Raw genomic sequence first — 13397 nt, forward strand, 5'->3', positions numbered from 1 at the left:
TATGGTAGTATTAGAATATAATCAGCTGGAAGAATTGATCATCCGTATCCGCGACATCTCGGGGTTCGATTTTTCCGGTTATGCGCGGCCTTCGCTGCTGAGAAGAGCAGGCCGTTATCTTGCAAAATATGACATGGACCTCGGCGAGCTGCTGGATCACATTGAACCCGGCGGAAGCCTTGTATATGAGCTCATCCAGGAACTCACAGTGAATTACTCCGAAATGTTCCGTGATCCCGAATATTTCAAAAAGGTAAGGACAGAGGTTTTCGGTTATCTGGAGTCATACCCGGCATTGCGGTTCTGGGTGGCCGGATGTGCATCCGGTGAAGAAGCATTCTCCATGGCAATCATGCTCAAAGAAGCGGGACTGCTTAGCCGCTCATTGATTTACGCCACCGACCTGAGCAACAAAGTGCTTACCTCCGCAAGAGAAGGCGTTTTTACCCTGGGAAACACAAGAACATTTTCAGAAAGTTATATGCAGGCAGGTGGAAAGCACTCCCTGTCGGATTATTATCATGTTGCTTATAATCAGGCGATTATTTCACCTGAACTTCGGAAAAATATTGTATTCTCATTACACGATCTCACCGGCGACGGTGTTTTCAATGAATTTCAGTTCATCAGTTGCCGCAATGTGATGATCTATTTTACGCTGGAATTAAGGCAGCAGGTTTTCAGGCTTCTGTACGACAGTCTGAGCATGTTAGGCTTTCTTTGTTTGGGAAAACGCGAAACTTTGCGTTATTCGGGGCTGGAAGCTCATTTTAAAGTAATCGACAGTACACTGAATATTTATCAGAAAATCAAATGAACAGCGCGAAGGATGAATCGCTAAGTCTTGTACTAATTGGCGGCTCGTCTGGAAGCTTCGTGATCTTTGAGGACATCATTAAGCTGTTGAGAAACCCGGTTTCGTTTGCAGTCATTTTTGTGTTGCACAGGGGAAAACACAGTTCATCGGTTTTGCCCGATTTATTTAAAACAAAAACCGACGTTCATATGAGCGAGCCGCATCATCTTGATCCGATCACAGCAAACAGCATTTATTTTGCATTACCGGATTATCATTTGCTGGTTGGAAAAGATCACCGGTTTTATTATGACCACACTGAGCCGGATTTTTTCTCGCGTCCCTCGATTGATGCCACATTTATTTCGGCAGCCCTGTCCGGCATTCCGGTGAAGGCCGCAATGCTCTTCTCAGGATCAAGCCAGGATGGTGCCGAAGGGCTGAAATTGTTAGCTGAAAAAGGCTTTCCTACATATGTGCAAGACCCGGAATCCGCTGAATTTCCGAGAATGCCTGAGGAAGCTTTGTTAAAATACCGTCAACATAACCTGTTAGGGGAGGATAAGTTTTACAAAACGATCAGCGACCTACTTTCATAGCGTAAATTAAAATGGAAAACACAAAAATTCTGCTGCTGGATGACCGCGAAGAAAACCTTATTTCTTTAAAGGCAATTCTCAGCAGGGATGATATTGAAATTTACTCGACCACTTCCGCAAACGAAGCATTGCGGATGGTTTGGGAAAATGAAATTGCGGTTGCGCTCGTGGACGTTCAAATGCCCGGCATGGATGGTTTCGAATTTGCCGAAACATTGTTATCCAATCCTAAGACCAAAGAAATACTCATCGTTTTTGTAACCGCAATCTCAAAAGAGACTACTTATGCGGTGCGCGGACTGAAAACGGGCGCGATCGATTACTTATACAAGCCGCTTGATCCATATATTACCAATGCCAAAGTTGATTCGCTGATCAGGCTGGCGAGAAGTCAGAAAGAGATCCGTGATAAAAATAAGCTGCTGGAAAATTACGCAACCATCATTCTTAATTCTCCGGACATTATTGCGACTGTTGAGCCGGAGACGGGCAATATCATTTCAGTAAATCCTTCTGTTGAAAAAATCCTTGGCGTGTCGCCGAATCACCTGGTAGGGACAACGATCCTGGACCTGCTGGTCGATCCTTTGAATTCATCCTTACGTGAAGTTTTGGTTAAAAAAAGTTACATCGGAGGGGAAACAAATGTGGTGGAAGACCGGTTTTTCGGGCGGTTAAGGCAGCCGGTTTGGCTGGAATTGAGGATTATGTACAAAAACAGGCTTTTGTTCGTGAATTTGCATGATGTGGAAAAGAGAAAAGCCCACGAAAGAGCATTGATTGACGCGCAAAGCCAGGCAGAGAAAGCAAGGAAGGTAAAAGAAGCTTTTCTGGCAAATATGAGCCATGAGATCCGCACGCCGCTGAATGGCATCATCGGACTTGGTAACCTGCTCAGCGCGACGCAACTGGACACCTCTCAGCGCGACCTGATTAACATGCTGCGCCAATCGTCCGGCTCGCTGCTGAACATTCTCAATGACATTCTGGACATTTCAAAAATAGACGAAGGAAAATTCTCGATCATCCCCACGTCCACAGACCTCCGTGTGCTCGGCAAAGGCATCATTGATCTGATGCGATTTAAAGCAGATGAAAAAAATCTGAAATTAAACCTCATTACCGACGAGCGGCTGCCTGAATGTGTCATGGTAGACGGCATGCGGCTTAATCAGATCCTGCTTAACCTGCTTGGGAATGCATTAAAATTTACACAAAGCGGTAAGGTAGATTGCAAAATGGAGCTGGTCTCTGAAACACAGCTAGGCCATAAAATAAAATTTAGCGTCGAAGACACCGGAATAGGGATGTCCGACGAGCATTTGGCCAACATTTTCTCGGAATACGGACAGGCATCCGAAAACATCTCGCATCAATATGGGGGAACAGGCCTGGGACTTACTATTTCCCAAAAACTCGTGCGCCTCATGGGCAGCGAACTCGAAGTGAACAGCAAGGCAAACGAAGGAAGCCAGTTTTTCTTCACGCTGATCCTGCCGGATGCAAATGAAAAAAGCGTTGAAATAAAACCCGCGATTGCATTCCAGGACCTGCCGCCTTTTACCGGCAAAACCGTGCTTGTAGCCGAGGATAACCCTATTAATGCGCTGCTTCTAAAAAAATACCTGAAAACCTGGATGCTGGATACAACCATGGTGCTGAACGGAAAAGAAGCCGTCGACGCATTAAGGGAAAGGATTTTTGACCTCATCATTCTGGACACCCGCATGCCGGAAATGGACGGTTTTCAGGCAGCCAGCTTTGCCCGCAATCAACTCATGGTTAAAACGCCCATACTTTCTCTCTCGGCCACAGTGTTACCCGAAGAGGTGCAGCAAGCGCTGGAATCGGGCATGAATGATACATTATCGAAACCGTTTGAACCCGAAAAACTGCATAAGAAGATCGCTATTTTGCTCGGGCAAGATGGCCGGGACTAGGTTATGTGCCGGAAACTTATTCCACAGTTTTGGTACGGCGGCATGATATTGCAACGATTTATTTTTGTTTGCCGTAATGATTAATTGAAGGATTTCGTTTATAAAATTAGTCATAATCGTTATTTAAAGACAAAATGAAAATCACAAGAAACAGTTGGTCTCTGCTGTTGCTAGTTGCCCTCGCGGGATGCAGTTCCTCTAAAACGATGACTTACGAGTCAAAATGGAACGCGCCCTTCTCATACGTGGATGAAATCAAACCAGATCAGCAGGATCAGAAATCAAGGCTCAGATACGGCATCATTAATGATGAACATTACGTTTACCTGACACTGAAAACAAAGGATCCGACAACCATTCAAAACATTCTTTCCAGCGGCCTCAAAATCTCCTTCAGCCCGGACGGACAGAAAAAAGATCAGTACTCTCTATTATTTCCCGTCGTGATGAAAGAGGACAGGAAAGCACTCAAACGCGTTGACACCGACCTTCCCAATAGCCTGGGCCTGGATCTGCTTCTGGATTCTTATAATAAGGAAGCGGTATGGAAGGACAAGCAAGGCCAGCATTTTATCAACCTGGTTGCACAGGACGGCAGCATCAAGTCCAAGATCCTGATGGACCAAAACGGTGAGCTTACGGAGCAAATTGCGATCCCGTTTAGCCTTATGGGTGTGAATGCAAAGGAAACTGCGATGTTGGGCGTTAACATCAAGGTGGACGGACAATCGTCTCAGTCCGGCTTCAGTCCCCGCATTGGCATAGGTTTAGGGGGAGGAATTGGAATGGGCGGCGGAATGGGTGTTGGCATCGGTTCGGGCGGTTATAACTCGCGTTACAACGGCAATGACCGTAATGTTGACATTAAGTTGGAAGTTCAGCTTGCCCGTGCTAACTAGCATTGAAAATGGAAGTCCGCCGGCGTTCCGGCACTCCGGTTTTTCCGGCGGACCCAAAACGGTAAATTGTGAACAACAGCAACATTAAGCGATTATTCGGGTTTTTAAAGTTTAGAAGAAACTTTCTCAGATACAGCCTCAACAAGGCACGCAGTTACGAAATTGTGCTTTTCTGGCTGAAAAGTGTGCTCACACGGTCGCAGTTTTTGATCTTGTCGGGTATTTTGGTCGGCATAACCTGCGGCCTTGCGGGCGTGATCCTCAAATCGCTCGTTCACTACATTCACTATGTGATCACTTACAAAGTTTTCTTTGAGCAGCAGGTTTTCTTTTACATCTTGTTTCCCTTTCTCGGCATTGTGATCACGACAATCGTTGTGATTTTTGTGTTTAAAGGTCAGGACAAAAAAGGCATCCCGGTTATCCTGTACGAAATCGCCCAGAATTCAAGTGTGGTTTCTTCGGTCAAAATGTATTCCCAGATTGTCCAGAGTGCGATCACCGTAGGGTTGGGAGGGTCGGCTGGTTTGGAAAGCCCCATCGCCGTTACTGGCGCAGCAATTGGCTCTAATTTCGCCCAGACCTATAAGCTGGATTATCGTGAGCGCACGCTGCTCCTTGCCGCGGGAGCAACCGCGGGAATTGCTTCGGCATTCAACGCGCCCATTGCGGGTATGATGTTCGCTTTTGAGATCCTGCTCACAGGTGTCGTTTTCTCGGATTTTATTCCGCTCGTTGTCGCAGCCGTATGCGGAAGCCTTGTATCAAAAATCCTCTTGCAGGAAAATGTGCTGTTTTTATTCAAAACACGAAACCCGTTCGACTATCATAACATCATTTTCTATCTGGTGCTGGGTGTGCTATGTGGACTTTACGCCAGATACTTTGTTTTAATTGCCAAATACATTGATGAGTTTTTTCACGGACTCAAACTTACCCGCATTCAAAAAGCCATGCTTGGCGGTGCGATCCTGTCCGTTCTGTGCGTGCTGTATCCGCCGCTGTTCGGCGAGGGTTACGACACTATTAAAGCGATTACAAACGGGCAAATTCAATCCGTAATCGACAACAGCCTATTTCGCTTCATTGGTTACCGTGAGTGGGTCGTTGTGGTGTTCGTTGCATTGATTTGTTTGCTCAAAGCATTCTCCGCTTCGATCACCATTTTCAGTGGTGGTAATGGTGGGAACTTTGCTCCTTCGCTCTTTGCGGGTGGCTCGCTCGGTTATGTGTTCGCCCTGGTTTGCGTGCAGCTTGGCGTGACCGATGTTCCCATGAATAACCTCGTCATTGTGGGCATGGCGGGCGTGATGAGCGGCGTGCTTTACGCGCCCTTGACCGCAATATTCCTGATCGCCGAATCCACATCCGGCTACGATCTTTTCATTCCGTTGATGATCGTTTCTGTCATTTCATTTCTGATGGCAAAATGGTTTTCACCCATCTCGCCGGACCTAAAAAAACTCGCAGAGCAAGGCAAGATTTTCACCCGCGAGCACGACCGGAATTTGCTGTCGCTTCTGCACATTCTTGACCTGATCGATAAGGATGTCCAGACCATTAATGCACACGCGACGCGCGAAGAACTTGCGGAGCTGGTGAGGGTAGGAAAACGTAATATGATCTCGGTGGTGGACGAGGACAAAAAGCTGCTTGGCACCATTTCCCTAGACGACATCCGGCCGCTGCTGTTCAACCCGGATCTGTACGATATGCTGACCGTTTCCAACTTGATGAAAGTCCCGTCGGTTGTGATCAGCGACTTCGACAGTGTGGTCAGCGTGATCAAGAAGTTCGACGACACCGGCGCATGGAACCTGCCTGTGGTGAAAGTTTCCGGAGAGTTTGTCGGGTTCATCTCCAAGTCCGCAATCCTGAACAGTTACCGCCAATTACTACGCGCACATTCAGGATAAAAGAGCTGAAAAGATCATCTTCAAATTCAATGTCGTCATATCAAACGCGCAACGGCGGAGGCATGTAATCTTGGTAGCCAAAATGGTTACGTATCAAATGTGAAATGACGGAGACCTGTGACGGAGTTGATGCTCCGGTGCATGCGTTTTTGCATTAAAAACCTCACTGTAACTGTCATCATTACGTGCTGAAAATTAGCTTAGAACGCCGCAGCTAAGCCCAAGGAAAACGATCCACGTGAAACATTTCAGAAATCGTTGTCAGAGCCGTTAAAAACACACTTTTTGATTTAAATATTTGCAAATGATTGTTTGACAATGCTTTAAAGTTGTTATATATTTGCATTATACTTGATTACTCAACTATTAATCAACAATACAACAAATACAGGTCAATCATATGTCAACCATAGCACAGCCTTTAAAATTGTTCCTGAACCTCACGACGGTTCAGGCCTTGATTACCAAGCGATTCGATTCAAAATTGAGCGGCCACGGCATCAGTTTGAATGAGTTTTTAATTTTGTTTCATCTCGGTGAAGCGCCAGATGAGAAGATGCGGCGTGTAGATTTGGCTGAAAAAATTGGTTTAACTGCCTCGGGAATTACCAGAATGCTAACGCCTTTGGAGAAGTTGGGAATGGTGAAACGTGAGGCGAACAGCCGTGACGCGCGGGTGTCTTATGTAAAGCTGGCGAATGCTGGCAAGCGCGTGCTAACGGATGCAACCGCAACTGCCGAAGTTTTAGCGGACCAGATTTTGGCGCCTGTCAAAACCAAAAAACTGGATGAGATCTCAAAAATACTCCTGGAATTGGGCGGCACAATTGAATAGAAGCGGGCCAATATGAGGAGCATTTCATACACGAAAAGGAAAACCCACCGGAATGCCTGAGGGCATCGGTGGGTTTAGGCATTTCCAGCGTGTAAAGGCGGTTTTATTTCGCTTTTCGCACGTAGATATTGCCGTTCATATTCTTCATCATGATTTCGCTTCCGCCGCCATTAATCTTCCCTTTTACCCAATCATCGATCGAAACTTTGTACATGCCATCCTTAGCCGTGCGAGTCGCTTGGGGAGTGCTTTTATCCACGTCCACATCGAAGTCGCTGTAAATTTCTCCGCGGTCGGATTTGAGCTTTACATCGAACTTTGCAGTTGCCGGAATGGTCACATCCACGTTGCCGTTGAGTGTCGAAAAAGCCATCGGTGACGACGTGTCAATGGTCTTGAAATTTGCTTTCAATGTCCCGTTTATCGTGTTCGCCACAGCCGAACCTGAGATGTTGGTAAGCGTGATATCGCCGTTCACATTTTGTATTTCCATCTCTCCCGAAACATTATCAATGACAATGTCGCCGTTGTTTACCGTGCCCACTTTAAGACCGAATTTCTGTGGCACTTTGATCTCCAAAAGCATCGTTGTATTGACCATTTTTGTTGTCAGTTTTACAACATTATGCTCCTCCGTAGCCGTGAGTTCAAGACCGCCGCTCCGGGAAATTCTTTTCATTCCGCCGGCCGCCTCGTTCTTCGGTTTTTCAGCATTTTCATCGTTCTTGACAACTGCGTCAATCACGACCTGGTTGCCCGAATAGCCCGTAACCCGAATGGTCCCGTTGATCAGGTTTACTTGTAAAGATCCCGGTTTTCCAGCGTCTGACAATGGGACAACGAGTTGCTCTTTGGCGCCTGTCTGCGCATTGACCGGGCTGGCGAAACACGCTAGCAACGCAGCAATCGAGAGGGTCAGTAATTGGTTGGTTTTCATTTTTGTTATGATTGTTTTTTAATATAAATATTCCCGTTGAATGTTTCGAACTTGTAGGTTGGCCCGCCTTTTCCGATGCGGATCCTGGTTTCGGTGCTGAGTTTGTAAACCGTTTTATTCGGCTTGGTCTCCTCATTTTTGACCACTTTCACCGGAAGCGATTCCGTATTTGGGAAGTCTGTATAAAATTCACCGTTGAAGCTTTTAAACTGGCAATCGGCGGAAAAGGCCGGAGGATAGCTGATCTTGATATCCCCGTTCAATGTCTTGAAATCGGATTCTCCCGGCGGCAGCGAAACGTAATTGGCAGTGACATTGCCGTTAACGGTCCGGGCAATTGCAGCGCCTTTTGCATTCTCAATCGTAATTGCGCCGTTCACATTATTGACCCCTAATGTGCCTGTAACGTCTTTCACATCCACATCGCCGCCATTTACCGTCGAGACGTGTAAATTCATCGCAAATGGCACCTTTACAATAAAGTCAAGTTCAAAGTTGTATTCGATTTTAGGGCCGTCCCAGTTTCTTCTCCCGTGATTTGGCCGCGAGTCGAACGGTTCGGAAATGTAGGCCGTAATGCTGTCTGCTTTCTGATCAAAATTCAACTTAAATTCCTGCTTGCCCTTGTTCAGGATATCGTTGGTTTTGCCGGTAATGGTTTTATCGATCTCAATCAAAACCTTGTTTCCATTATAACCTTCCACTTTGATGGAGCCATTAATGTTGTAGATGGCCAGCACATTAGCAGAGGCATTCTGCGACAAGCTAAATTCTTTACTCACATGCTCCTTGAATTCGAGCTTTTGTGCGGGAGCCTGGGTACAACAAAGCACCGCTCCCGCTAATAAGGGGATTGCAAAATATTTCATAGCTAACAGTTGGATTATGGTTTATTTAAGATAAGTCCTTGATAGTCTGCTCGATTTTGTTCTTCACCAGATCATTCAATCCTTCTTTATCGAGTAATTTGCGCAACTCCTTCACCGAGCCTTTTTCCTGTAATTTGACCATCACGTCCGCCAAAGCGACCTGTACCATTGGAGAATCCTGCAATGCAAGCGATTTAACCAGACCTTCCCTGACAGCCGCGTCCTTTGCAAATTGCGTCAGCGCTTCCAGAGCCACGAGGCGCACATTTACGTTCGGATCGTTATTTAATGTGGTAAAAAGGGCGTCAATCACCTTTTCGTCGGCGTGCGTAATGTCGCTCGTGTAACTCACAGCCCGAAGCCTTTCCGTGGCCGAAGGGTTTTCTATCAGCGCCAGCATCATGTTGCTCTTCATATCCTCAACCTGCGTGGCCAGTGTTTCAATTTGTTGCTGATAGGCAGTTGAAGACACATTGTTCTGGCTTGTCTTATTGCCGATTACCCAGCCTAATCCAACGAGTAGCAGGCTAAAAGCGACCTGGACAGTCCATTGCGGGAGTACGATATCCCGAAGTTTTTCAATTAATGTTTGGAAAGAAAAAGGCTTGTTTGTCGCTTCCGCTGCTTTAAAATTATCCAGCATGGCATAAAAGTTGACCCGCATTTCCTCGCGTGGCTCGGGAACCTTCATTTTAGCCAGGCTTTCCCAGAGCTGTTTATCGGCTGCAAATTCTTCCTGGCAATTCACACATTCGGCAAGATGTTTGTCTACACTCAGCCTGTCCGCTTTGTCCAGGTCGTTGTGAAGCCAGTCTTCCAATTTATCTTTTGCATGTTCGCAACTCATGTCTTTATCGTCTTTCATTTGTAAAAAACTTTTTTTTCAACTCTCCCAATGCCCTGTGGACCCGCACCTTAACTGTTCCCTCGTTGATATTCAAAACCTTTGCGATCTCATCATACTTCATTTCCTGAAACCTGCTCAGGACAAGCACTTCACGGTAGTCGTCGCTGAGTCCGGCCATTGCTTTGTGCAGGAAATCGACATCTTCTCTTTTTTCAAAACCTTCATCAGCCAAGGTTCCACCGCCTAGTTTATCAGCCATTTCACTCACATCATAATGGTCAGAAGACCTGTTCTGCTTTACTGAATCGTTCAGGATATTTCTTGCCAAATGATACATCCACGTTCGAAATTCCCCTTCGCCTGTAAACGCATGCTTGTATTTGAGCATTCTATAAAACACATTCTGTACGAGATCCTCACTTACGTCCCTCTTGTGCGTCATGTGATAAAAAAACGCGAACAAGGGTCGGTTGTACCGTTCGAAGAGCAAGCCCATCTTGTCCAGATCCCCGGCCTTAACCCTCAGCATGAGTGAATTATCTGTCAGCGTGTTCAAACGGTTTGTCTTTTGTGGTGATCCTGTTGTGAGAACTGGAAGAGTGGGAAAAGGTTACAGGAATTTAGGAATATTTTTCCTGATAAACACTAATGCATTGCGGATGAGCATATTAATGTTAGCGAACAATGCTAATATGGTCGGCATATATTTCGGCGCGGCAACCAGGGGCTTTGTCTTCAATGGCTCGATTGGCTACATGCTTAATAATTTCGTCCCGGCTTGCCGGAGACGTTTTGGTTTGGGCCTCCCAATGTTTTTCCTCGGGAATAAAAATGATAACAACTGCATTTCCTCCGGCAAACTCCCAGTCAAACCCAATCGCAATCTCACCATTACGGTAAAAAATTTTCCCGCCACGGCCATCCTGAACGTAATTCACAACCGGCATGGGATTGTTGGGCAAATCATTTGAAGGTTGACGCGAACCAACGCTGATGGAACTTGGATTGGTCTCTTCAAGCTTTGTAAAACAAATCTGATGCGTCCATCCATCCGGCCAGGAAGCTTCAATGGTGTAGGAGCCGGGCTTGTAAGGAAGCGTGTCAATCAGCATCATTGTGCCGCCATTCAGCCGGTCCTTTACTTGCAAATCCTCTATCATCGCACCGGTAGCATTGTCGATCAGCAGGTAGGAGCCCGCATCGTAGGCATATTTGGGCATGTGGAAAACCAACTGCTGGCAGTCTGGATAATGAATGACCTGCACTTTTTCCGCTTCCACAACGCCGTTTGCCGCAATTCCCTCAGCCTCGTTTTTGATTGGATCTTTGTAAAAATTAGAAACTTGGGTTAAAAGACATTTTCCGAAATATGATTCAACAGTTTCAGACATGGCTATTTATTCGCTTTTCAAACATTGTAATGGGTTAACATTCGCGGCTTTTATTGCCTGTGAACCTACTGTAAGCCAGGCGATAAGCAGTGCCACGATTCCCGCCAGCGCAAAATACCACAATTCCAGATCAATGCTAAACGCAAAACCCTGAAGCCAGCGACTGGCCATATAATAGCTCACGGGGAGTGCGATAGTGATTCCTATGGCGACGGATTTGGTAAAGTCACTGGATAACAAATAAACAATGCTCAATACGCCGGAACCCAGCACTTTGCGAATCCCGATCTCTTTGAGCCGCCGCTCCGCCGTAAATGCTGCGAGGCCAAATAACCCAAGACAGGAAATCAGGATGGCCAGCACGGCGAAATACCTTGATAAAACCGAAACGCGTTGTTCTGAGACATATTGGTGCTTGTATTCATCGTCGAGAAACCTGTATTCCATGGCAAATCCAGGGTTCAGTTTCGTATGCAGCTGCATGAGTTGCGCAATTACTTCCTGCTCCCTGCCAGCCTTGATCTTCGCCATGAAAGTGTATGTTGATTGCGGGCTTAACCGGATCAAAACAGGTTTGAGCCTTTCGTGCAGTGATTCGTAATGGAAATCCTTAACAACTCCGATGATCTGCATGTCTTCGCCCCAAAGTTTCACTGTTTTGCCAATAGGATCTTTCATACCCATGAATTTGATGGCCGTCTCGTTAAAGATGATCTTCGAACTGTCGGCCCCGAAAGACCTGTCGAATGCCCGGCCTTCCACCATTTGCATGTGTAATGTTTCCATCATGTCGTAATGAACGCTGACGTTTTCAAATTCAGTCCGGTTTTCGGGATCTTTCCCTGCCCATTCAACACCCGAAGTTCCGGAATTATGCCCTGTCAAATCGTGACCCATGGTAGAAGCGCTTTCGATTCCGGGGATTTTCTTCATTTCAGAAACAAACATTTCGGCGTTCTTTGCATCTTCCAGCTTACCGTCCTGTTCAAAATAAAGAATGTTATCTTTATTATAGCCCAGATTTTGAGATTGGACAAATTCAATTTGCTTGTAAACAACCAGCACCGAGACGATCAGGATCACGGACAAGGCAAACTGAAAAACCACAAGGCCTTTTCTTACCAATATTTCGCCCAGCGACGTCGTTAATTTGCCTTTCAAAACCGCAACAGGATTAAAACCCGACAAATAAAGCGCAGGATAACTACCCGAAACGAGACCTGTGAAAAGTGTGATTGCCAGGAACGACAAGATCACATGAGGACTTAGGACAAGGTTTAGTTTTTTATCAGTAATCTCATTAAACTGCGGCAATGCAGCCCATACAATGAGCATTGCCACTGCCAGCGAGAGCATCGCCATAAGCACGGATTCGAGATAATATTGAAAAATCAATGCTTTTCTGCTTGCCCCGATTGCCTTTTTTACGCCTACTTCCTTTAATTTGCCGGAGGCTTTTGCCGTTGACAAATTCATGAAATTAATGCACGCAATGCTAAGGATGAAGATCGCGATGATGGAGAATAACCGGACGTATTCAATGCGCCCGCCTGCGCGCACACCGCTGTCGTAGCGCCCATACAGGTAACGTTCGGAGTAGGGTGTGAGGAAAGCAGTGCGGTGTTTGTTATCACCGTTGCTTTTGGCCTTCACAAAATCTACGATCTTTGCGTTGAACGCTGCAACATTGGTGCCCTTTTTAAGCATGACAAATGTCTGCGGATCGGTGTTAAACCAGTTTGCGTTTTCCCCGCGCAAGTCCATATAAATCTCGAACGATGTCAGAAAATCAAATTGCTCAGATGATTGCTCTGGGACATCTTTGAAAATACCGGAAATTGTATATTGCTTTTCGTGCCGCAATTCAATGACCTTTCCAATAAGGTTTTCGGTCGTATGGAACAGTTTCTGTGCCAGATTTTCTGAAATGACAATGGCGTTTTTATCCGTCAACACCTGATCTTCGGCTCCCTCGATCAGCTGGTAAGAAAAGAGTTTGAAAAAAGGTCCGCTTACGTATTTTCCCTTTGCTTTAATATCTATGTCCTTGACAGACAATGTTGTTTCAATGTTTTTCGAGGAAATTGCATATTCGATCTCCGGCATCTCAGCGGCCAGCGCTTTGGCCATGGGCGCGGATGTGGTGGGAGAGGTGATGATTCCGTGGGCCTGCACGCGATTTTCCAAAACCTGGAAAAGCTGCGCATCATTTGCGTGGAATTTATCTATTTTAAGCTCGTCCGAAACCCATAAATAGATGAGCAATGTGCATGCTAATCCGGCGGATAACCCCACCAGATTAATGAAGAAAGTGCTTTTGAACCGTTTGAAGCTCCGGTAAATGACCAGAAAGTTATGTCTTAACATG

The 13397-nt window shown here is 46.1% G+C and carries 12 protein-coding genes; 6 read left to right on the forward strand and 6 right to left on the reverse strand.

The genetic code is table 11. The features are described 5' to 3' along the window. The first annotated feature begins 1 nt into the window (after position 1). The 6 genes from B5X68_RS12215 to B5X68_RS12240 all read left to right on the forward strand — a co-directional run bounded on the left by B5X68_RS12215 (position 2) and on the right by B5X68_RS12240 (position 6985). Entirely contained in the window at positions 2-817 is an 816-nt protein-coding gene (locus B5X68_RS12215) for a CheR family methyltransferase (protein WP_082214952.1), read from the forward strand. Beyond that, positions 814-1395 carry a chemotaxis protein CheB gene (locus tag B5X68_RS12220; RefSeq protein ID WP_082214953.1) on the forward strand — a complete coding sequence of 194 codons (582 nt, stop codon included), beginning with the start codon at positions 814-816 and terminating at the stop codon, positions 1393-1395. The genes B5X68_RS12215 and B5X68_RS12220 overlap by 4 nt, the downstream gene beginning before the upstream one ends. Before the next feature lie 11 nt (positions 1396-1406). Continuing rightward, positions 1407-3335, forward strand: a complete 1929-nt coding sequence (locus B5X68_RS12225; protein WP_082214954.1) for a response regulator — start codon at positions 1407-1409, stop codon at positions 3333-3335. 134 nt (positions 3336-3469) lie between these two features. Then, on the forward strand, positions 3470-4234 hold the full coding sequence (locus B5X68_RS12230) for a hypothetical protein (protein WP_082214955.1): 765 nt from the start codon (positions 3470-3472) through the stop codon (positions 4232-4234). 68 nt (positions 4235-4302) lie between these two features. Further along, complete coding sequence (locus tag B5X68_RS12235) at positions 4303-6150, forward strand: chloride channel protein (protein ID WP_082214956.1); 1848 nt, start codon at positions 4303-4305, stop codon at positions 6148-6150. A gap of 400 nt (positions 6151-6550) precedes the next feature. Continuing rightward, positions 6551-6985 (forward strand): MarR family winged helix-turn-helix transcriptional regulator, encoded by a 435-nt coding sequence (locus B5X68_RS12240; protein WP_082214957.1) that lies wholly within the window; start codon positions 6551-6553, stop codon positions 6983-6985. A gap of 103 nt (positions 6986-7088) precedes the next feature. Here the strand turns inward: B5X68_RS12240 and B5X68_RS12245 are convergent, their stop codons facing one another. The 6 genes from B5X68_RS12245 to B5X68_RS12270 form a co-directional block, all read right to left on the reverse strand. Further along, a complete protein-coding gene (locus B5X68_RS12245) occupies positions 7089-7922 on the reverse strand; it encodes a DUF4097 family beta strand repeat-containing protein (protein WP_082214958.1) in 834 nt (277 codons plus the stop codon). A gap of 5 nt (positions 7923-7927) precedes the next feature. After that, positions 7928-8791, reverse strand: a complete 864-nt coding sequence (locus tag B5X68_RS12250; RefSeq protein WP_082214959.1) for a DUF4097 family beta strand repeat-containing protein — start codon at positions 8789-8791, stop codon at positions 7928-7930. Positions 8792-8816: 25 nt separating this feature from the next. Further along, on the reverse strand, positions 8817-9656 hold the full coding sequence (locus B5X68_RS12255; protein ID WP_082214960.1) for a HEAT repeat domain-containing protein: 840 nt from the start codon (positions 9654-9656) through the stop codon (positions 8817-8819). Then, complete coding sequence (locus B5X68_RS12260) at positions 9643-10167, reverse strand: RNA polymerase sigma factor (protein ID WP_082214961.1); 525 nt, start codon at positions 10165-10167, stop codon at positions 9643-9645. The genes B5X68_RS12255 and B5X68_RS12260 overlap by 14 nt, the downstream gene beginning before the upstream one ends. A gap of 145 nt (positions 10168-10312) precedes the next feature. Further along, positions 10313-11029, reverse strand: a complete 717-nt coding sequence (locus B5X68_RS12265) for a hypothetical protein (protein ID WP_082214962.1) — start codon at positions 11027-11029, stop codon at positions 10313-10315. A 6-nt stretch (positions 11030-11035) separates the two neighbouring features. Next, a complete protein-coding gene (locus B5X68_RS12270) occupies positions 11036-13396 on the reverse strand; it encodes an ABC transporter permease (RefSeq protein ID WP_082214963.1) in 2361 nt (786 codons plus the stop codon). Between the last annotated feature and the right edge of the window lies 1 nt (position 13397).

The sequence above is a fragment of the Dyadobacter psychrophilus genome, assembly GCF_900167945.1.
In the GTDB taxonomy this organism is placed as follows: Bacteria; Bacteroidota; Bacteroidia; order Cytophagales; family Spirosomataceae; genus Dyadobacter; species Dyadobacter psychrophilus.

Coding starts and splice junctions, on each gene's coding strand:
- B5X68_RS12215 (WP_082214952.1), top strand. CDS start 2: ATGGTAGTATTAGAATATAATCAGCTGGAAGAATTGATCATCCGTATC.
- B5X68_RS12220 (WP_082214953.1), top strand. CDS start 814: ATGAACAGCGCGAAGGATGAATCGCTAAGTCTTGTACTAATTGGCGGC.
- B5X68_RS12225 (WP_082214954.1), top strand. CDS start 1,407: ATGGAAAACACAAAAATTCTGCTGCTGGATGACCGCGAAGAAAACCTT.
- B5X68_RS12230 (WP_082214955.1), top strand. CDS start 3,470: ATGAAAATCACAAGAAACAGTTGGTCTCTGCTGTTGCTAGTTGCCCTC.
- B5X68_RS12240 (WP_082214957.1), top strand. CDS start 6,551: ATGTCAACCATAGCACAGCCTTTAAAATTGTTCCTGAACCTCACGACG.
- B5X68_RS12245 (WP_082214958.1), bottom strand. CDS start 7,922: ATGAAAACCAACCAATTACTGACCCTCTCGATTGCTGCGTTGCTAGCG.
- B5X68_RS12250 (WP_082214959.1), bottom strand. CDS start 8,791: ATGAAATATTTTGCAATCCCCTTATTAGCGGGAGCGGTGCTTTGTTGT.
- B5X68_RS12255 (WP_082214960.1), bottom strand. CDS start 9,656: ATGAAAGACGATAAAGACATGAGTTGCGAACATGCAAAAGATAAATTG.
- B5X68_RS12260 (WP_082214961.1), bottom strand. CDS start 10,167: ATGCTGAGGGTTAAGGCCGGGGATCTGGACAAGATGGGCTTGCTCTTC.
- B5X68_RS12265 (WP_082214962.1), bottom strand. CDS start 11,029: ATGTCTGAAACTGTTGAATCATATTTCGGAAAATGTCTTTTAACCCAA.
- B5X68_RS12270 (WP_082214963.1), bottom strand. CDS start 13,396: ATGTTAAGACATAACTTTCTGGTCATTTACCGGAGCTTCAAACGGTTC.